This window comes from Buttiauxella noackiae ATCC 51607 (genome assembly GCF_001654865.1).
GTDB lineage: Bacteria > Pseudomonadota > Gammaproteobacteria > Enterobacterales > Enterobacteriaceae > Buttiauxella > Buttiauxella noackiae.
The window spans coordinates 14,226-34,842 of sequence record NZ_LXEO01000030.1; the positions used below are offsets into that span (position 1 = coordinate 14,226).

Genomic DNA, 20,617 nt, shown 5'->3' on the forward strand with positions numbered 1-20,617 from the left:
TATAAGAAAAGCGGCCACGTGGGCCGCTTTTGCGTGTCGTGTTGTTCAATAAACTTATCAGGCAGTCTGCGCCAGGTCTAGTTGGCCATTATAAGTAGGCTGAATTCGATTCTTCCCATCATACAAACGTGCATGTTGCAGGCCCACGAACAATCGTTCACCGCGCACAGGAACATGATCTTCACGCAGAACCACCGTTAACGGTTCGTCGTACCAGCCAAGCGGCTGCACAACTAATTGCATGTAATGCCCTCGAGGACTGATCTCCAGCACTTGCACAGGCAATGGGGAATCCAGATTGGTACGGCGGCTGACATCCACTTCCCACGGACGCAGGAACAAATCCACCGCCCCCTGGTGAGCTGGTGTGAAGCCCAACGGCCAACGGTGTGCCCCAACGTGGAATTGGCTACCGCGAATAGTGCCTTTCATGCGATTAACTTCACCGAGAAATTCCAACACGAAGCGCGTCGCTGGTTCGCGCCATACCGCTTCCGGTGTATCAACCTGCTCGATATTCCCCTGGCTCATCACCACAACCCTATCCGCAACTTCCATCGCTTCTTCCTGGTCGTGAGTAACGAACACACTGGTGAATTTCAGCTCTTCATGCAGTTGGCGTAACCAGCGGCGAAGTTCTTTACGCACCTGCGCATCCAGTGCACCAAACGGCTCATCAAGCAGCAGGATTTGTGGCTCAACCGCCAACGCACGTGCTAAAGCGACACGTTGCTTCTGCCCACCAGAAAGCTGCGCCGGGAATCGTTCTGCCAGATGGGATAGCTGCACCATCTCCAGCAAACGCGTCACTTTCTGTTTGATAACAGCAGAAGACGGGCGCTCGCGGCGTGGCAACACCGTCAGGCCGAAGGCGATATTGTCGAACACCGTCATATGGCGGAAGAGTGCATAATGCTGGAATACGAAACCGACTTTACGGTCACGCGCATGGATGCGGCTAACATCGGTGCCATGGAAACTAATGCGCCCGCTGTTCTGGTGCTCAAGGCCCGCGATAATACGCAGCAGCGTGGTTTTGCCTGAACCTGACGGCCCCAGCAATGCCACCATTTGGCCAGAAGGGATATCCAGAGAGATATCATTCAGCACCTGGGTGCGACCAAAAGACTTCTTAATATTGGTAATATCAATGCTCATGATTTCCCTCCTGTTGCAGGCGTTTTTCCTGGCTATTCAAACGCCACTGCACCGCACTCTTTAAGAACAACGTAACGATTGCCATCAGGGTTAATAACGCTGCGGCGGTAAACGAGCCGACTGTGTTGTAGTCCTGCTGCAGCAATTCAATCTGTAACGGCAGCGAGAATGTCTCGCCGCGAATAGAACCGGAAACCACCGACACGGCACCAAATTCACCAATCGCACGTGCATTGGTTAATACCACGCCGTAAAGCAGCGCCCAGCGAATATTCGGTAAAGTGACACGACGGAACATCTGCCAACCGGATGCACCGAGTAAAATCGCCGCTTCGTCTTCCTGGCTGCCCTGGCTCAGCATCACTGGCACCAGCTCACGCACGACAAACGGGCAGGTCACGAAAATAGTGACCAATACCATACCCGGCCAGGCGAACATAATCTGGATGTTATGGGCATCCATAAAGCCTGCGAGCGGGCCGTTCGAACCGTAAAACAGCAAATAAACCAGACCCGCCACCACTGGCGAAACCGCGAATGGAATATCAAGCAGTGTTAATAACAACTGGCGACCAGGGAAATCAAAACGTGTTACCAGCCAGGCAAGCAAAATACCGAACACCAGGTTTACCGGCACAGTAATCAGCGCAATCATCACGGTTAACCAGATCGCGTGCAGCATATCCGGGTCAACAATATTCTGCAGCGCAGGCATCAGCCCTTTCGAAAAGGCCTGAGCGAAAATAGAGGCCACCGGTACCACCAGCAGCAAAAACGAAATTAGTACGCCGAGGCCAATCAATGTCCATTTGCCCCAGTTAAATCCCGTGCGGCGATAGCTTTTCAATTCAGTTACATCCGTCATCAGTGACCTACCACGCGTCGACCAAAGCGACTTTGCAACGTGTTAATGGTAAACAACAACAGCAGTGAAGCCGCGAGAATCACCGAGGCAATCGCGCTGGCTGCCGGGTAATCGAACTCCTGCAAACGCACGAAAATCATCAGCGATGTCACTTCGGTTTTCCAGGCGATGTTCCCGGCGATAAAAATCACCGCGCCAAACTCACCGAGGCTGCGGGTGAACGAGAGCGCAACACCCGCCATCAATGCCGGAGAAAGCTCAGGCAAAATCACGCGGCGGAAACTCTGCCAACGCGTTGCCCCCAGCGTTTCTGCTGCCTCTTCATATTCCGGGCCAAGTTCTTCAAGCACCGGCTGAATAGTTCGCACCACAAACGGGATGCTGGTAAACGCCATAGCGACTGCAATACCCAACCAGGTATAAGTGACTTTAATGCCGAACTGCGCCAGCCATTCGCCGTACCAGCCGTTAACTGAAAATAGCCCGGCAAGCGTTAAGCCCGCCACCGCCGTTGGCAGCGCAAACGGTAGATCCATTAATGCATCAAGCAGGCTACGGCCTGGAAATTGGTAGCGCGTTAAAATCCACGCCATCAACATGCCAAAGAAACCGTTGAAGATAGACGCCACGCCCGCAGAGAGCAGTGTGACTTTATATGCCGCCACTACCTGCGGGTTGGTGATCACTTCCCAATACTGCGCCAGCGTCATCTCGGAGAGTTGCATTACCAGCGCGCTTAACGGCAGCAGCAAAATCAGGCAAACAAACAGCAAACTGGTGCCGAGGCTTAAGGTAAAGCCTGGCAGCACGCGTTTGGAAGAAACCGCTAACATTTACTTATGCCCCGCCGCTACAAGCTTGTCGAACTCACCGCCGCTGGCGAAATGAGTTTTCATCACCTCAGGCCAGCCGCCAAATTCATCTTCCACGCGGAACAGTTCCGTCTGCGGGAATTTATCCTTCAGCTTTTCCATCACCTGCGGGTTATTCACGCGGTAGTAATAATCGGTAATGATGGTTTGCGCCGCCGGGGTATACAGGAAGTTCAGATACTCTTTTGCCGCTTTTTCAGTACCGTTGGCCTTCACATTTTTATCAACCCAGGCGACCGGGAATTCAGCCAAAATATTGACCTTAGGCACCACCACTTCGTAGCCATCTTTCTCGTACTGTTTGCTGATGTTGTTCACTTCAGATTCAAAGCTAATCAGCACGTCGCCCAAACCACGCTCAACGAAGGTAGTTGTCGCACCACGGCCACCCGTATCAAACACTTCAACGTTTTTCAGGAACTGCGTCATAAACTGTTCGGTTTTGGCTTTATCGCCGCCGTCAGCTTTATTTGCTGCGCCCCACGCGCCTAAATAGGTGTAACGCGCGTTACCGGAGGTTTTTGGATTAGGGAAAATCAGTTTTACGCCTGGGCGAACCAAATCGCTCCAGTCGTGAATATTCTTCGGGTTACCTTTGCGCACCAGAAACGCCATGGTGGAATAAAACGGCGAGCTGTTGTTCGGCAAACGCGTCTGCCAGTCGGCAGGGATCAGGTTGCCTTTGTCATGCAGAATCTGCACATCGGACACCTGGTTATAAGTTACAACGTCTGCTTTTAAACCCTGCAAAATCGCCAGTGCCTGTTTTGATGACCCGGCATGAGATTGTTTAATCACCAACTTGTCGCCGTTATTTTCCTCGGCCCACTGTTTCTGGAACGCAGGATTGAGCGCAGCAAATAGTTCGCGAGACACATCATAAGAGCTGTTCAGCAGTTCTGTGGCATGGGCTGAACCCGCCAATAACGCAGAAACAACAAGCGCACTCCAGAGTTTTTTGACTGACGTTTTGGCCATTGGGCACCCTTATAAATGTGATAACCACCGAACTTCATGGTTACCAGTGTATTTATAACGAGTGTCAAAGCTGTAACGGTTTTATATATCGTTTGGTGATTTGCAATAAGAAAGGGGTATAAGACGCGGGGAAGTCGTTGACGGTGGAAAACTGCCGGATGGCGCTGACGCTTATCCGACCTGCATCACCTGATCTGACGTGTTTTGTAGGGCGGGTAAGCGCAAGCGTCACCCGCCATCAAAGACTACAGGCTTAACAACTTATCCAGCGATGGCGCGAAATAATAACCACCGGTCACCGGTCGGGTAAAACGCAACATGCCGTCACGCTTGCCGTCAGTTTCGCCAAACATACTCAGCAATTGCTGCTCGATGTTGTGCAAACGTGCGCAATACGCGATGAAGTACAGGCCGTGCACGCCACTGGCAGTGCCGTACGGCAGACTCTGACGAACAATCTTCAGGCCTTTGCCGTTTTCTTTCAAATCAACACGGGTCAGGTGAGATGTATCCGGGCGCTCGTCACCATCAATCTCTTCATTGGCTTCTTTCGTACGGCCAATGATCATCTCCTGATCGCTCACACTCATGCGATTAAGCTGCTTGAGATTATGTTCCCAGCGCTGGACGAATACATAGCTGCCGCCCGCATCCACACCGTCATTAATGACCGCCACTTCACGGCGAGTCTCTTCGCCCTGTGGGTTTTCGGTGCCATCAACAAAACCGCTTAAATCGCGATCTTCAACCCAACGGAAACCATGGATTTCTTCTTCAATTTTCAGTGCGTCGCCAAACGCGGCAAGTGCCGCCTGCGCCACAGAGAAATTCACGTCATGGCGCAGAGAAAGAATATGGATCATCACATCGTGCTGGGTCGCTGGCGCAAGGCCCTTGCCCAATGGAGCAAAGTTTTTCAACTCAGTCGCACCCACTCCGCCACTGAGATCGCGCCACAAGTCGTGACCAAATGCCACCACCGCACCTAAATTCGCATCAGGGAATTTATCCTGAAACGTAATCAGTGATTGATTAAAGGTTTTACAGCCCTGGCGAATAGCATCGAAATCACCCTGAATACTCGCTTCCAGCCAAATGGCGGCGCGACAATGTTCTGGCAGAATGCCAGTTTGAACACGAGACATGAATCCTCCTAAAAAACACACGCCACTCTACGTGGCGTTTATTCCCTTATGATACCCAATTCCGGCAGCACCTTATTGAGAAGGCGCAAGCCAGCGGTTATTTTTATCGACGCCAGATAATTTTACTGATCTTCCAGTTTTTGAGCGTATCGTCAGACGGCATCAACTCCTGCCCGCCATGCCATTCGCCGCTAAAAATGTAGCTGATATGCTGGCTATCTTTGGCCTTGCACTCAACACCTGCGCTATCATCTTCAGTCCCTTTGACACACGCACCAAATGCTTTGTCATACAGAGAGCTAAAAGTGGTACCAATCTTCACGCCACTATCGGTTTCGATGTTGCTATCCATAACGTCAACGCGGCTTACTGTGCCTTTTTCGCCATTGACAACAACCATCACGGTTTTGTCATCCATCGCTTCATAGAAGCGAACAATCTCACCTTTATCGGTTTTCATGCCGCTGCGTAAACGGTAGTTATCATTCAACGCGCTGCTGACCGCTTTTTCATCCATTGGCGTGCTGGCATTTAACTCCCCTACGCCCTTTTCACTAACTTCAATCGACGAACCAAACCAGTTCCACGGATTTGCCGCAGACCAGTTGACGGATGACAGCGTCGAACAGCCTGCTAACACCAGCGGCAGCCCCAATAACATCAGGCGCAGTTTTTTCATCAGAAATTCCTTATTAAGCATGGATACGCGCTTTGGAGTGCAAACTTTCCCAAAAGTGCCCGGTTATTCACGATTGATGATGAAGTAATCCCGTAAACGACGACTGGTGGCTAACCACCACAAGGCAAATAAATCGGCAAGCAGCAGGAGCAAGGTTACTCCTGTCAGATCCTCACCTTGCCACAGCAGCAATAACTGCCAGGTCAGTAGCACCAATTGTGCTGCAATTAACACCCAGCGCACCGCTGCCCAAACACGGGGATACAAATGTCGGCGACCACTGATCATAAAGGCCAATGCCGCAGGAACGCCAGGCAATAGCCCAAACCAGAAATTGTCGCGGTCAGGATAGAAAACCCCAAGGATGGCATCGCCCTGTTGACGGGATGCCGCCGCCAGTACCAGAACAAACCAGGTTCGCGCCTGCAAAAGAAGGGTACACCAGAACAACAAAGGTGTTTTCAGATTACCGTGGGTATCGTAATCCGAAGGTGGGTACAGCACAGGCATTAATATTCCTGGTCTTCAATCAATCGCTTGCCGAGTAGCATCACATCTTGTTGCTCATACTCGAGCCGCTCATACATACCAATCACCAGGTCATTTTCTTCACGCACCATGATTTGAATTTTTGGGCAGCCGCGCGCGATGAGCTTTTTCTCAAGACGGCTTAATAGCGCATTAGCGATACCGCGACCACGATATTCGGGATGAACTCCAAGATAATATGCTGAACCCCGGTGACCGTCATAGCCACCCATCAGCGAACCAACCACTTCACCGCCTACTTCTGCCACTAAAAACAGATCCGCGTCATGATTGAGTTTACGTTCAATGTCCATTTCAGGATCGTTCCATGGACGCAGTAAGTCGCAACGTTCCCAAAGCGTAATGACTTCTTCGAAATCATCCTGGCGAAAAACTCGTATTTCCATGGTATTAGCCACCCGAAAGTCTAAAAGAGTGATTATGGCGTTAAGTTTCTGTTTAGCCAATATCTGCCGCAAAACGAAGCAAAAAATGACATACTAGCCGCTCATTCATTTTTGGTAATGAAAATCCCATAAATGCTTGTCGTTTACCCTTTGCCGATACGCTATAAATGCCTATCTGCAATTTTTAAGATAAAAATATTAGCCGCATGAGCAAAATTAAATCACTGACGCATCTGACTACCCGCCGCCAGTTACTGCTTACTGGATTGGCTGCTTTAACGTTAACGGGCGTAAATAAGGCTTTGGCCAGCTCGGAGACTAAACCTCTCAAAACCACCACTCATCACAGCAAGCCCAGCAAAAAATCGGGTGGACGTCGAGTAGTGATGCTCGACCCAGGCCACGGAGGTATTGATACCGGCGCGATTGGCCATAATGGTTCTAAAGAGAAACATGTCGTACTGGCCATTGCTAAAAATGTACGAAACATACTAAAAAGCAATGGGATAGAGGCCAAACTCACACGTACCAGTGATGAATTTATTCCGCTGTACGATCGCGTAGAAATAGCCCACAAACACGGGGCCGATCTCTTTATGTCGATTCATGCTGATGGTTTCACCAACCCATCAGCTGCCGGTGCGTCGGTGTTTGCCCTTTCCAATCGAGGTGCCAGTAGCGCCATGGCAAAATATCTTTCTGATAAAGAAAACGCCGCCGATGATGTCGCAGGCAGCAAGGTCAAACATAAAGACCAGTATCTACAACAGGTGCTGTTCGACCTGGTGCAAACTGACACCATTAAAAACAGCCTGACGCTCGGTTCGCACATTCTTAAGCAGATAAAGCCAGTGCATAAACTGCATAGCCGCAACACGGAACAAGCGGCGTTTGTGGTATTGAAATCGCCGTCGATACCTTCCGTACTGGTTGAAACGTCATTCATCACCAATCCGGGTGAAGAAAAGCTACTAGGCACCGCCGCGTTCCGCCAGAAAATTGCTAATGCGATTGCCTCGGGCATCATTAGCTACTTCAATTGGTTTGATAACCAAAAAGCTCACAGTAAGAAACGTTGATACCTATGAACTTGCCAGATATTGAGTCCGTAAAACAATTCCTGCTGCAATTGCAGGACACCATCTGCCAGCAACTGAGCAATATTGATGGCGCTGCGTTTGAAGAAGATAGCTGGCAACGTGAGGGCGGTGGCGGCGGACGCAGCCGGGTGTTACGTGGTGGGAATATCTTTGAGCAAGCGGGCGTTAACTTCTCCCACGTTCATGGCGACGCGATGCCTGCGTCTGCGACAGCGCATCGCCCGGAACTTGCCGGGCGCAGCTTTGAAGCGATGGGCGTCTCCCTGGTGGTGCATCCGCTCAACCCGTACATTCCCACCAGCCACGCCAACGTGCGCTTTTTCATTGCACAAAAGCCAGGTTGTGACCCGGTGTGGTGGTTTGGCGGCGGTTTTGACTTAACGCCATTTTACGGTTTTGAAGAAGATGCCATTCACTGGCACAAAACTGCGCAAGACTTGTGCAAGCCTTTTGGCGATGACGTATTCCCGCGTTACAAAAAGTGGTGCGACGATTATTTCTTTATTAAGCATCGCAATGAGCAACGCGGTATTGGTGGCCTGTTCTTTGACGATCTGAACACCCCGAATTTCGAACATTGCTTCAGCTTTATGCAAGCTGTGGGTAAGGGTTACCTGGACGCTTATCTGCCGATTGTCGAACGCCGTAAAGCCTTGCCGTGGGGCGAGCGCGAGCGCGACTTCCAGCTTTATCGCCGTGGCCGTTATGTAGAATTTAACCTGGTGTGGGATCGCGGAACGTTGTTTGGTTTGCAGACGGGTGGGCGTACAGAGTCGATTTTAATGTCGATGCCGCCGTTGGTTCGCTTTGAATATGACTATCAGCCAGAAGAAGGCAGCCCGGAGGCTGCCTTGTATCGTGATTTCTTGCCGGTTAAGGATTGGGTTTAAATCACAGCGGAACGGTCTGCGCCTCAACAACTGCCAGCGCCACCATATTCACAATACGACGAACAGACGCAATCGGTGTTAACACGTGCACCGGTTTTGCCACGCCCATCAATACTGGCCCGACTGTCACCCCTTCGGAACTGGAAACACGCAACAAGTTGTAGCTAATACGTGCCGCTTCGACGTTTGGCATGATCAAGATATTTGCCGAACCTTTCAGCGGACTGTCAGGCATACGTTCGTTACGAATGCTTTCCACCAGCGCCGCATCACCATGCATTTCACCGTCAATTTCCAGCTCTGGCGCACGTTCGCGTACCATCTCCAGCGTTTTGCGCATCTTGCATGCCGCTTTCGAATCGGAGGAACCATAGTTGGAATGCGACAACAACGCGACTTTTGGCTCGATACCAAAGCGACGTACCGTTTCTGCGGCTAACAAGGTAATTTCTGTCAGCTCTTCTGGCGACGGATCGTCATTAACATAGGTATCAGCAATAAAGGTGTTGCCACTTGGCAGCAGCAGCGCGTTCATCGCCCCCGCAGCTTTGACGCCTTCACGATAGCCGAACAGCTTTTCCACCACGGAGAAGTGCTCATGATACTCACCGATGGTCCCGCAAATCATGGCATCCGCTTCACCACGGTGCACCATAATTGCACCGATAACGGTGGTGTTACTAATCACCGCGCGCTGCGCCTGCTCTTGCGTAATACCGCGGCGTTTCATGATGTTGTAGTACTCATTCCAGTACTCTTTGAAACGCGGATCGGATTCGTTATTCACGATCTCAAAATCACGCCCGGCTTGCATTTGCAGGCCAAGTTTTTTCAGGCGCATTTCGATAACCGCCGGACGACCAATCAGAATCGGTTTTGCCAAACCAAGCGTAATCAGCTCCTGAGTCGCATGTAGTACACGCGCCTCTTCACCTTCAGTCAGCACCACACGTTTTGGATCTTTGCGGGCCTGGGAGAAAATAGGCTTCATAAACAGGTTGGTTTTGTAGACGAACTCGGTCAGTTTTTCACGATAAGCATCGAAATCCTGAATCGGGCGCGTTGCCACACCGGTCTCCATCGCTGCTTTCGCCACCGCTGGCGCAATTTGCACGATAAGGCGCGGGTCAAATGGTTTTGGAATCAGATAATCAGGGCCGAAAGTCAGCTCTTCTTCACCGTAGGCGGAAGCCACGACATCGCTCTGCTCAGCGTGAGCCAGTTCGGCAATCGCATGAACCGCAGCCAGTTTCATCTCTTCGTTAATCGCTGTTGCGCCAACATCCAGCGCACCACGGAAGATGAACGGGAAGCACAGCACGTTGTTAACCTGGTTAGGGAAATCAGAACGACCGGTGCAGATAATCGCATCAGGGCGCACTTCTTTTGCCAGCGGCGGCAGAATTTCCGGCTCCGGATTTGCCAACGCCAGAATCAGTGGTGCACGCGCCATCTTCTTGACCATCTCCTGGCTCATGGCTTTCGGGCCTGAACAGCCGAGGAAAATATCCGCACCTTCAATCACTTCGTCGAGTGTGCGCTTGCCGTTATCTTCCACCGCGTAGGCCGCTTTGGTCTCAGCCATGTTCTCTTCACGGCCCTTGTAGATAACGCCTTTGGAATCACAGACAACGATGTTGTGTTTCTGGATACCTAGCTGCACCAGCAGGTTCATACAGGCGATAGCCGATGCGCCCGCGCCAGAAACCACTAAACGGACATCAGAGATATTCTTCTCAACTACACGCAGGCCGTTAAGCACCGCCGCAGTACAGATGATGGCCGTCCCATGCTGATCGTCATGGAACACTGGAATGTTCATGCGCTCGCGCAGTTTTTTCTCGATGTAGAAGCACTCTGGCGCTTTAATATCTTCCAGGTTAATGCCGCCGAACGTTGGCTCAAGTGCAGCAATCACCTCAATCAGTTTGTCCGGGTCCATTTCATCGACTTCGATATCGAACACGTCAATACCGGCGAATTTCTTAAACAGAACACCCTTACCTTCCATCACCGGCTTGCCCGCCAGCGCGCCAATATTACCCAGCCCTAGCACCGCAGTGCCGTTGGAAATCACGCCGACCAGGTTGCCACGTGCGGTGTATTTGTAAGCCGCAAGGGGGTCTTTTTCAATCTCAAGACAAGGTGCAGCAACGCCAGGAGAGTAGGCCAATGCTAAGTCACGCTGGGTCGCCAGCGGTTTGGTTGGCGAAACCTGAATTTTCCCAGGTACAGGGAATTCATGAAAATCGAGGGCACTTTGTCTTAGTTGTTCGTCCATTTCTTCGTTCCTTTTTTATCATTCTCAAGGGTCGTAAGGTCACGTTAAGATCGCTTTAGGGCCACGTAGTATCACGCTTGCGCGCGTTCTAAACTTTGAACATCACCATAATATCAGCAACGTCTTGCAAAAATGTTAGAAAATCAGAGCCATTATGTTACCTGTCATTAACAACAATGCCATGCCTATCTGCTATGCTTTTTAGTTATGCCAACGATGAATTTTCATCGCGAGTGACATGGAACACTCAAATTAGACTTTGCATTTCAAGGAGATAGTCATGAATCAGTTAGACAGCATCAAGAAATTCACCACGGTTGTTGCCGACAGCGGTGACATTGAATCTATCCGCAATTACCAGCCTATCGATGCGACGACCAACCCCTCGCTATTACTGAAGGCCGCAGGTCTGGCGCACTATCAAACGCTGATTGATGATGCCATTGCTTACGGTAAACAGCGTGGTGGCACGCGAGAAGCCCAGGTCGCTCAAGCCTGTGACAAACTTGCGGTCAATTTCGGTGCGGAAATTCTGAAAAGCATTCCTGGACGCGTCTCAACAGAAGTGGACGCCCGTCTCTCGTTTGATAAAGAAAAAAGCATCGCGAAAGCCCGCCATTTGATTGCACTTTACGAAGAGCTTGGCATTGATAAGTCGAGAGTTCTTATCAAGCTTGCTTCAACCTGGGAAGGTATTCGTGCCGCTGAAGAGCTGCAAAAAGAGGGTATCGATTGCAACCTGACGCTGCTGTTCTCTTTTGCTCAGGCACGAGCCTGTGCGGAAGCCGGCGTGTTCCTGATTTCACCGTTCGTCGGGCGTATCTACGATTGGTATCAGGCCCGCAAACCGATGGACCCCTATGTGGTTGAAGAAGATCCGGGCGTCAAATCGGTGCGCAATATCTATGATTACTTTAAGCAGTACAACTACAACACCATCGTGATGGGCGCGAGCTTCCGCCGCACCGAGCAGATTCTTGCGCTGGTGGGCTGCGATCGCCTGACTATCGCCCCTAACCTGCTTCAACAGTTGCAGGAGAGCGAAGAGCCAGTGGTGCGCAAACTGGTGCCGATGTCACAGGGCTTCCGTCGTCCGGAACCTATCAGCGAAGCAGATTTCCGTTGGGAGCATAATCAGGATCCAATGGCTGTAGAAAAATTGGCAGAGGGCATCCGCCTGTTCGCCATTGATCAACGAAAACTGGAAGATTTACTCGCCGCCAAACTTTGAACAACAACCACGGAGTGAAACATGTCATCTCGTAAAGAGCTTGCTAATGCCATTCGTGCCCTGAGTATGGACGCGGTACAAAAAGCGAATTCGGGCCACCCTGGCGCACCGATGGGGATGGCAGATATTGCCGAAGTGTTATGGAACGAATTCCTGCACCATAACCCGACGAACCCCACATGGGCTGACCGTGACCGCTTTATTCTCTCTAACGGCCACGCCTCGATGCTGCTCTACAGCCTGTTGCATCTGAGCGGGTATGACTTGCCGATGGAAGAGTTAAAAAACTTCCGTCAGCTTCACTCCAAAACCCCCGGCCACCCGGAAATTGGCTATACCCCCGGCGTTGAAACCACCACTGGGCCGCTTGGTCAGGGGTTAGCAAATGCGGTCGGCATGGCGATTGCTGAACGGACGTTAGGGGCGCAATTTAATCGCCCCGACCATGATATTGTCGATCATTTTACCTACGTATTTATGGGGGATGGCTGCCTGATGGAAGGCATCTCCCATGAAGTTTGTTCACTTGCCGGCACCCTCGGTCTTGGCAAGCTTATCGGCTTCTATGACCACAACGGCATCTCAATTGATGGTGAAACTAAAGGCTGGTTTACCGACGATACGGCGAAACGCTTCGAGGCTTATCACTGGCATGTGGTAAATGAAATTGACGGCCACGATCCAGAAGCAGTGAAGAAAGCAATTCAGGAAGCGCAAAGCGTAAAAGATAAACCGTCGCTGATTATCTGCCGCACAATCATTGGCTTTGGTTCGCCAAACAAAGCGGGCAAAGAAGAGGCGCATGGCGCGGCACTCGGCGAGCAGGAAGTGGCGCTTGCCCGTAAACAATTGGGCTGGAAATACCCTGCATTTGAGATCCCAAGAGAGATTTACCAGGCCTGGGATGCCAGAGAAAAAGGCGAGCAGGCAGAAACGGTGTGGAACGATAAGTTTTCCGCTTACGCCAAAGCTCACCCGGAACTAGCCGCTGAATTTAACCGCCGTATGCACGGTGAAATGCCGGAGGATTGGCAGGATCTCACGCAGCAGTACATTGAAAAATTGCAGGCCAACCCAGAGAAAATCGCCACCCGTAAGGCCTCACAAAACACGTTAAATGCCTATGGCCCTAGCCTGCCTGAATTGCTAGGCGGCTCGGCTGACTTAGCGCCAAGTAACCTGACCATCTGGAAAGAGTCCAAATCCATCAAAGAGGATGTCGCCGGGAATTACATTCACTACGGCGTGCGCGAATTCGGTATGACCGCCATTGCTAACGGGATCGCCCATCACGGCGGGTTTGTACCTTATACGGCGACCTTCCTGATGTTTGTGGAGTATGCCCGTAACGCGGCGCGTATGGCGGCATTGATGAAAGCCCGTCAAATCATGGTCTACACCCACGACTCTATCGGCCTTGGCGAAGATGGCCCTACACACCAGGCCGTGGAACAACTCGCCAGTCTGCGCATGACGCCTAACTTCAGCACCTGGCGTCCGTGCGATCAGGTTGAAGCGGCTGTAGCCTGGAAAGCGGCAATCGAGCGGCACAACGGCCCGACGGCACTGATTCTTTCACGTCAGAACCTTGCGCAAATGGATCGTACCGCTGAACAAGTCAGTGCCATCAGCCGTGGCGGCTATATTCTGAAAGACAGCGGCGGTACACCGGATGTGATTCTGATAGCCACAGGGTCGGAGATGGAAATTACTGTGCTGGCAGCTGATAAGCTCACAGCCGAAGGCCACAAAGTTCGCGTGGTTTCACTGCCTTCGACCGACATTTTTGAAGCCCAGGACGAAGCGTATCGCGAGTCGGTGCTGCCTTCAGATATTGCTGCGCGAGTGGCAGTCGAAGCGGGTATTGCTGATTACTGGTACAAATATGTCGGCCTGAAAGGCGCGATTGTCGGCATGACAACTTACGGTGAATCAGCACCTGCCGATAAGCTGTTCCCGTTCTTTGGCTTTACCACAGAGAATGTAGTAGCGAAGGCGAAGAAGGTTTTGGGCGTTTAGTCGAAAATAAATATTGTGAATCCCCATCGTCTTTCAAGTTGCAGGACGATGGGATTATTTGGTGACCCAAAGTGTCGGCCACGATGCATTGCTGTTCCATTCATCGCACGCAGGTTCTTCGGCATAACGTACAAGGCGGAAACGCTGGCCGTCAAAACGCCAGCGCGTCGCAACACCACAATCCCCGATGCCGCGTCCTTTCGCCAGCGTAGTCAGCTCTTTGTTCGTTTCATCATACCCGGCGTTCATCAGCTCCAGCTCAGTGTTTCCACTCCCAGGCGTAAACGGCAGTTTTAAGCGAATTTGTCGAGCAGCAAAAGGTTTCTGCCGTGACACCACCCAGGCGAGATCGACCACGTTGTAAGCGCCCGCTTCGCAACCGGTCATCAACAATGCTTTATCATCACTGAGCGCAAACACCCGAACTTCACGACGGGCAGGATCCAGCGAACATTGGCTGTTGTTCATGCGCCATGTTCCGTAATCCAGCAGATCACTCAGCTCCACCTGCGTTAAAGGCGTTGGAGTTGGGTTTGTCAGTGTGACTTCTTTGAGCGCGGGTGCAGGCGGCACGCTCAGCGGCGGATCGTCACCTTTTTTAATCCAGGCCGTTTCACTGCCTACGCGTTGCTGCTGGCTATCAATAAACAACAGCGACGCTTTGAGCCCAACTAAAGAGATATTCCCCTGCCCTTGCGAGAGCGTAATCGCATCCGCGTTAACTACTTTTTCGAGGAAGCTGTTAATCGCATCGGTATCACCAGTTTTGAGATGGTGCGGCGTTTCCTGCCATTTCGCTAAGTCCAGAATTAGCGGCTCGCCTTCCACCAGCAGATGTGGAGCAATCGGCGGAGCTTTAGCTTCTGTGGTGCTCATATTGCCAAGATCTATTCTCAGCGTCGCATCGGTATGCGCCCCGGCGCTGCGGGTAAGCGTCATGACCAGGCCTTGATGCAGTCCAGTGTTACGGGCCGTGCAAAAATTTTGGTTGTTGCAGGTCACTTGCCAGTCGGAGAAAGATTTTTGTGCTGGTGCCGCGAAAACAGAGCTCGCTATCAAGAATAAAAAGAGAAACAGCGATTGTTTGCGCAGAAACATTGGCGACACATATCCTGAGAAGACGAAGAGAGTTTCACGTATACCCAAAATAATTCGAGTTGCATCACGGCAGCAACGGAACGAGTCCCAGGGAGCTTACATAAGTAAGAGATCAGAGTGAGACCACGTAACCAACACAGAGGCAACCTGAAGTATGACGGGCATACAAAAAGTGGCGATATCTTCGTCTGGTTAACGTTTGTACTCAATCGGATTTATCGGATAGATTTACTTAAAATCACCTATCCGTAATCCCTTGAATAACAAAGTTTTTAATTCATGATTCCGCGTAATTGCAGCTGTTGTAACAGAATTACTGTTTTTCCGTCACGAATTTCACCACTTGCTACCATCTCCAGCGCTTGTCTGAAGGGTATTTCAAGGACATCGATATCTTCGTCATCAATGCCTCCACCAGCATTCTCTCGCTGGGAATCGCTGTATTCAGCCATGTAGAAGTGAATAAGCTCCGTTACACCGCCAGGAGACATATACAACTCAAAGACTTTTTCGACTTCCCCAACTTCATAACCCGTTTCTTCGATGGCTTCTTTGCGCGCGCAAACTTCCGGCTCATCGGCATCCAACAGACCAGCGCATGCTTCAATCAGCATGCCATCGGGATTGCCGTTAACCCACGTTGCGACGCGGAACTGACGTGTGAGAACAACGGTGTTTTTATCGCGGTTATACAGCAGCATGGTTGCGCCGTTACCCCGGTCATAGACTTCACGTTTGTGGCGAATAGCTTCGGCTTCGTTACGGTATAGATCGTAGGTGATATTGCGCAGAATGAAGTAATTATCTGAGAGGACTTTATCTTTGATGACTTCGATTTTGATCGACATACCGTCTCCACAATGAGTTAGGGGAGCCGATCATCATAGGCTTTGATCTGGCATATCTGCAACGGGGAATTCCCTAAATAATTCGAGGTGCAGGCAGGCGGCAAGGCCGTAAGACCCCAGCAGCATAGATAACTATGTGACTGGGGCGCTCGGATACAGCCAACACACCTGCAACTCGACGTATGACGGGTAATCAGAAGCCGTTCTTCACTTCGCTCATATCCGGCAATTTATGCGCAATCCCCTTGTGGCAATCCACACAGGTTTGCCCATCTTTGACTGCTTTATCATGCATTTTCGCCGCAACAGTTTTCTGAGCGGTGAAATCCATAAAATCAAAATTATGGCAGTTTCGGCACTCTTGCGAATTGTTATTTTTCATCCTGCGCCACTCGTTTTGCGCCATCGCCAGGCGGTGGTCATCAAACTTCTGTGGCGTGTCGATTAAGCCAAATGCTTTGGCATACAACTCTTTACTGGCCTGAATTTTACGTAAAATTTTAGGCCCCCATTCGTGGGGAACGTGGCAGTCCGGGCAGGTTGCCCGCACACCGCTGCGGTTGTTGTAGTGCACTGTCTGCATATATTCTTCGTAGACGTTGGCACGCATTTCATGGCAACCGATACAAAACTCTTCACGGTTGGTCATCTCCATACCGGTATTAAAGCCGCCCCAGAAAATAATTCCACCAGCGAAACCAATCAGCAGTAATGTGCCCAGAGCCAGGCGGCTCGGGCGACGCCACCACTGCCATATGCGCTTGATGATGCCGGGTTTACGGGTTGATTTATCCATAATGACCTCTAGTTCCCAAAACCTTTAGACGGCGTGAATGTGTTTTCGACAATCGGTGCCGCATCAGTTTGAGGTACATGGCATTGCAGGCAGAAGTAACGGCGCGGTGCCACATTAGAAAGTACGTTGCCATCGCTATCCATAAAGTGCGTTGGGCTAACGCGCGGCGCACCTGTCGTCCGGTAATGTTCAACGCCGTGGCATTGCAGGCAACGATTAGTGTTTTTGGAAACCTGGTAGCCGTCAACACTATGCGGAATCATTGGCGGCTGGTTCACGTAATTGAGCGCCATTCTCCCCTGCTGTTTTGGCATATGGATTGAACCTTCCGGAGTACCAGAAACCTCCGGAGACTGGGTAAGGTCGACACCATTTGCGGCCCACAAAGCCCCACTAACCAGCAGCGTAAATACCGCCAGCCATTGCAAGAACATCTTAGTCAGGATGGTTTTTTTCATGATTAAATCCCCTTACACCTTCGCCAGTTTTACAGCGCATTTCTTATAATCCGTCTCTTTCGAAAGTGGGTCGGTTGCATCCAGCGTCAGGTTATTCACCAGTTGCGCTGCGTCGAAAAACGGCATGTACACCAGCCCCTGCGGCGGTTTGTTGCGACCGCGAGTTTCGACAATCGATATCACTTCGCCACGACGTGAGATAACTTTCACTTTGTCTCCACGACGCAAATCACGCGCTTTAGCGTCAAGCGGATGGATAAACAGCACAGCTTCCGGGAAGGCACGATGCAATTCCGGAACGCGGCGCGTCATGCTGCCGGTATGCCAGTGTTCCAGCACGCGTCCCGTGGACAGCCACAGGTCATACTCCTGGTCCGGGGATTCTGCCGCTGGCTCAAATGGCAGCGCGAAGATCACCGCTTTGCCGTCTGGTTTGCCATAGAACTTAAAGCCCTCACCCGCTTTTACATACGGATCGTGGCCTTCGCTGTAACGCCAGAGCGTCTCTTTACCATCGACCACTGGCCAGCGCAGGCCGCGCGCTTTATGGTAATCATCAAACGGTGCGAGATCGTGCCCGTGGCCGCGACCGAATGCAGCGTACTCTTCGAACAACCCTTTTTGCAGATAGAAGCCCAGCTCGCGGGATTCGTCGTTAAGCTGATCTTCTGCCAGTTCAGTGACCGGGAATTTGCTGACGTTAGAATTAGCGAACAGCACGTCAAATAACGTTTTGCCACGGTATTCGGGTTTCTGATCGAGCAATTGTGCAGGCCACACCTCTTCCACTTTGAAGCGCTTCGCAAATTGGACGAGCTGCCAGAGATCCGATTTTGCCTCGCCCGGCGCTTTAACCTGCTGACGCCAGAACTGAGTGCGACGTTCGGCGTTGCCGTATGCACCCTCTTTTTCCACCCACATTGCGGTTGGCAGGATCAGATCCGCGCTCAATGCGCTGATCGTTGGATAAGGATCGGAGACAATCACGAAGTTGCGCGGATCGCGCCAGCCCGGCATGCGCTCTTCGGTAATGTTCGGCCCGGCCTGCATGTTGTTATTACACATCACCCAGTAAACGTTGAGCTTGCCGTCTTTGAGTGCACGATCTTGCGCCACGGCATGTAAACCCACTTTCGCCGGGATGGTGCCTGCTGGCAGTTGCCACATGTTTTCGGTGATTTGGCGGTGTTTCTCGTTTGTCACTACCATGTCTGCTGGCAGGCGGTGGGAGAAGGTGCCGACTTCACGCGCGGTTCCGCACGCCGATGGCTGACCGGTTAATGAGAATGGCCCACAGCCTGGTTGGGAGATTTTTCCGGTCAATAAGTGAATGTTGTAAACGAGGTTATTCGCCCAAACACCACGTGAATGCTGGTTGAAACCCATCGTCCAATAAGAAATGACTTTCTTGTTCGGGTCGGCATACACCTTCGCCAGCGCTTCAAGCTGGTCTTGCGGCACACCACTCATTTCAGCGGTTTTTTCCAGCGTGTACTCGGCAACAAAGGCTTTGTAATCGTCAAAGCTCATTGGCTCAGAGGCATCTGAACCTGGATTTTTCGCCGCTTTTTCCAGTGGATGCGTCGGACGCAAACCATAGCCAATATCCGTCGTGCCCTTACGCAAATTCACATGCTGCTTAAAGAACGACTCGTTGATGGCATTGTTCTGAATGATGTAGTTGGCGATGTAGTTCAGAATCGCCAGGTCGGTTTGCGGCGTGAACACCATGCCGTTGTCTGCCAGCTCGAAACTACGATGCTGGAAGGTAGAAAGAACCGCGACTTCAACGTTTTCATTCGATAGACGGCGGTTAGTGATGCGCGACCATAAAACCGGGTGCATCTCGGCCATATTCGAGCCCCACAACACGAACGCGTCGGCCTGCTCGATATCGTCGTAGCAGCCCATCGGCTCATCCATGCCGAAAGTGCGCATGAATCCTACAACGGCTGAGGCCATGCAGTGGCGTGCGTTCGGGTCAAGGTTGTTGGAACGGAAACCGGCTTTGAATAATTTAGACGCGGCATACCCTTCCCACACCGTCCACTGCCCGGAACCAAACATACCGATCGCTTCCGGCCCTTTCTCTTTCAGGCTGGTCTTAAATTTTTGTTCCATGATGTCGAAGGCCTGAACCCAGGTGATGGGAGCAAACTCACCTTCTTTATCGTACTGTCCGTCTTTCATGCGCAACAGCGGCTGTGTAAGACGGTCTTTTCCGTACATAATTTTTGGCAGGAAGTAGCCTTTGATGCAGTTCAGGCCACGGTTAACTGGTGCATCCGGGTCGCCCTGGCTTGCAACAACACGTCCGTCCTGGGTACCGACTAATACCCCACAACCGGTGCCACAAAAACGGCACGGGGCTTTATCCCATTTAATGGCATCTTGTTTCCCGACAACCGCACGGGCAACGCTCGGTACGCTAAGGCCAGCAGCGGCCGCCGCGGCTGCAATAGCGTTCGCTTTCATAAAGCTACGACGACTGAGTTTCATGGTGTTTCCTCACCTTGCTCATCCTGCTGGTGATAAACCAGCGACACCGCCAACACGCCCGCAATGTTGCGTGCCGACTCAATTTGATTCAGCAGCACGTCACTACGCTCTGCTTCCATAACTACAACCAATTTTCCGTGTTCAGCATCACTTGCCGCGACTTCACTACCCGGCAGTTCGTTCAATGCGTTACTGACTGCGAGAATATTGAGTGGTTGCGCCTGAACCACCAGGCCTGCGACGTGCCAGTTAGCTTGCATTTGCGTGCCTCATTTTGATGGCTGAAACCGGACAACCCGATATACATGCCCCGCAAGCGGTGCAATCGGTGTGATTGAGTAGAGGTTGTGCAATCCCCTGCAGAGAAGGGCGAAATGAAATAGCCTGCGTGTCGCAGATGTCCTGGCAACTACGGCATTCGATGCTATTTTTAGCCAGGCAGTTATCACCAATCGACAGCGTGTGTTCCCACGGGGAAGCCTCACGAGCCAGAAAAAGTTGCTCCGGGCAAGCTTGCGCACAGGCGTAGCAAAAAGTGCATTCACCGTGATCAAAGTTAACTTCGGGATAGCCGCCCTGGCCGCGTTTCAGGACGCGGGTTTCGCAGGCCGACAAGCAGGTATCGCAGCGAGTGCAATCCACCAGGAAATGGTTTTCATCTCCGCTCCAGGGTGGGCGGAAAGCGGTTGCGGAGCGTCGAAAGCTCCCGGTCAATAATCCACGTCGGGAAAAATCAGCCATAAGGCACATCCTTGCATCACAAAT

20 protein-coding genes are annotated in these 20,617 nt (G+C 51.5%); 4 read left to right on the plus strand and 16 right to left on the minus strand.

The genetic code is table 11. The features are described from left to right. Positions 1-57: 57 nt before the first annotated feature. The 8 genes from cysA to M979_RS11695 all read right to left on the minus strand — a co-directional run bounded on the left by cysA (position 58) and on the right by M979_RS11695 (position 6,632). Positions 58-1,158 carry a sulfate/thiosulfate ABC transporter ATP-binding protein CysA gene (cysA, locus tag M979_RS11660; protein ID WP_064555027.1) on the minus strand — a complete coding sequence of 367 codons (1,101 nt, stop codon included), beginning with the start codon at positions 1,156-1,158 and terminating at the stop codon, positions 58-60. After that, complete coding sequence (cysW, locus tag M979_RS11665) at positions 1,148-2,023, minus strand: sulfate/thiosulfate ABC transporter permease CysW (RefSeq protein ID WP_064555028.1); 876 nt, start codon at positions 2,021-2,023, stop codon at positions 1,148-1,150. Before cysW ends, cysA begins: the two co-directional genes overlap by 11 nt. Next, the gene (gene cysT / locus M979_RS11670; protein WP_064555029.1) at positions 2,023-2,856 is read right to left on the minus strand and encodes a sulfate/thiosulfate ABC transporter permease CysT; all 834 of its coding nucleotides are present in this window, start codon (positions 2,854-2,856) and stop codon (positions 2,023-2,025) included. Before cysT ends, cysW begins: the two co-directional genes overlap by 1 nt. Further along, the gene (locus tag M979_RS11675) at positions 2,857-3,873 is read right to left on the minus strand and encodes a sulfate ABC transporter substrate-binding protein (protein WP_064555030.1); all 1,017 of its coding nucleotides are present in this window, start codon (positions 3,871-3,873) and stop codon (positions 2,857-2,859) included. A gap of 245 nt (positions 3,874-4,118) precedes the next feature. Beyond that, positions 4,119-5,018: a Dyp-type peroxidase gene (locus M979_RS11680; protein WP_064555031.1), complete on the minus strand. Its 900-nt coding sequence runs from the start codon at positions 5,016-5,018 to the stop codon at positions 4,119-4,121. 103 nt (positions 5,019-5,121) lie between these two features. Beyond that, the gene (locus M979_RS11685) at positions 5,122-5,697 is read right to left on the minus strand and encodes an RpoE-regulated lipoprotein (RefSeq protein WP_034459046.1); all 576 of its coding nucleotides are present in this window, start codon (positions 5,695-5,697) and stop codon (positions 5,122-5,124) included. A gap of 63 nt (positions 5,698-5,760) precedes the next feature. Further along, the gene (locus M979_RS11690; RefSeq protein WP_034459048.1) at positions 5,761-6,207 is read right to left on the minus strand and encodes a DUF2919 domain-containing protein; all 447 of its coding nucleotides are present in this window, start codon (positions 6,205-6,207) and stop codon (positions 5,761-5,763) included. Further along, positions 6,207-6,632, minus strand: coding sequence for a GNAT family acetyltransferase (locus tag M979_RS11695; RefSeq protein ID WP_034459050.1), 426 nt, complete (start codon positions 6,630-6,632; stop codon positions 6,207-6,209). The genes M979_RS11690 and M979_RS11695 overlap by 1 nt, the downstream gene beginning before the upstream one ends. Before the next feature lie 206 nt (positions 6,633-6,838). Here M979_RS11695 and amiA point away from each other — a divergent pair, with 206 nt between their 5' ends. Further along, the gene (gene amiA, locus M979_RS11700) at positions 6,839-7,711 is read left to right on the plus strand and encodes an N-acetylmuramoyl-L-alanine amidase AmiA (protein ID WP_034459052.1); all 873 of its coding nucleotides are present in this window, start codon (positions 6,839-6,841) and stop codon (positions 7,709-7,711) included. A gap of 5 nt (positions 7,712-7,716) precedes the next feature. After that, entirely contained in the window at positions 7,717-8,622 is a 906-nt protein-coding gene (gene hemF / locus M979_RS11705) for an oxygen-dependent coproporphyrinogen oxidase (protein ID WP_064555032.1), read from the plus strand. A 1-nt stretch (position 8,623) separates the two neighbouring features. Here hemF and maeB read toward each other — a convergent pair whose 3' ends face one another. Continuing rightward, on the minus strand, positions 8,624-10,903 hold the full coding sequence (maeB, locus tag M979_RS11710) for an NADP-dependent oxaloacetate-decarboxylating malate dehydrogenase (RefSeq protein WP_034459057.1): 2,280 nt from the start codon (positions 10,901-10,903) through the stop codon (positions 8,624-8,626). Positions 10,904-11,183: 280 nt separating this feature from the next. Between maeB and tal the strand changes: the two genes are divergently transcribed. Beyond that, entirely contained in the window at positions 11,184-12,134 is a 951-nt protein-coding gene (tal, locus tag M979_RS11715) for a transaldolase (RefSeq protein WP_064555033.1), read from the plus strand. Between the two features lie 21 nt (positions 12,135-12,155). Further along, positions 12,156-14,153, plus strand: coding sequence for a transketolase (gene tkt, locus M979_RS11720; protein ID WP_064555034.1), 1,998 nt, complete (start codon positions 12,156-12,158; stop codon positions 14,151-14,153). Positions 14,154-14,207: 54 nt separating this feature from the next. Here the strand turns inward: tkt and M979_RS11725 are convergent, their stop codons facing one another. The 7 genes from M979_RS11725 to napF all read right to left on the minus strand — a co-directional run bounded on the left by M979_RS11725 (position 14,208) and on the right by napF (position 20,593). Continuing rightward, positions 14,208-15,251, minus strand: a complete 1,044-nt coding sequence (locus tag M979_RS11725) for a DUF1176 domain-containing protein (protein ID WP_064555035.1) — start codon at positions 15,249-15,251, stop codon at positions 14,208-14,210. Positions 15,252-15,523: 272 nt separating this feature from the next. Beyond that, positions 15,524-16,099 carry a GDP-mannose pyrophosphatase NudK gene (gene nudK / locus M979_RS11730; protein WP_034459063.1) on the minus strand — a complete coding sequence of 192 codons (576 nt, stop codon included), beginning with the start codon at positions 16,097-16,099 and terminating at the stop codon, positions 15,524-15,526. 193 nt (positions 16,100-16,292) lie between these two features. Further along, entirely contained in the window at positions 16,293-16,895 is a 603-nt protein-coding gene (gene napC, locus M979_RS11735; protein WP_034459065.1) for a cytochrome c-type protein NapC, read from the minus strand. An 8-nt stretch (positions 16,896-16,903) separates the two neighbouring features. Next, positions 16,904-17,353, minus strand: coding sequence for a nitrate reductase cytochrome c-type subunit (napB, locus tag M979_RS11740; RefSeq protein WP_034459067.1), 450 nt, complete (start codon positions 17,351-17,353; stop codon positions 16,904-16,906). Positions 17,354-17,365: 12 nt separating this feature from the next. After that, a complete protein-coding gene (napA, locus tag M979_RS11745) occupies positions 17,366-19,852 on the minus strand; it encodes a nitrate reductase catalytic subunit NapA (protein ID WP_064555036.1) in 2,487 nt (828 codons plus the stop codon). After that, positions 19,849-20,112: a chaperone NapD gene (gene napD, locus M979_RS11750; protein ID WP_064555037.1), complete on the minus strand. Its 264-nt coding sequence runs from the start codon at positions 20,110-20,112 to the stop codon at positions 19,849-19,851. The genes napA and napD overlap by 4 nt, the downstream gene beginning before the upstream one ends. Further along, a complete protein-coding gene (gene napF, locus M979_RS11755; protein WP_064555038.1) occupies positions 20,102-20,593 on the minus strand; it encodes a ferredoxin-type protein NapF in 492 nt (163 codons plus the stop codon). The genes napD and napF overlap by 11 nt, the downstream gene beginning before the upstream one ends. Positions 20,594-20,617 lie beyond the last annotated feature (24 nt).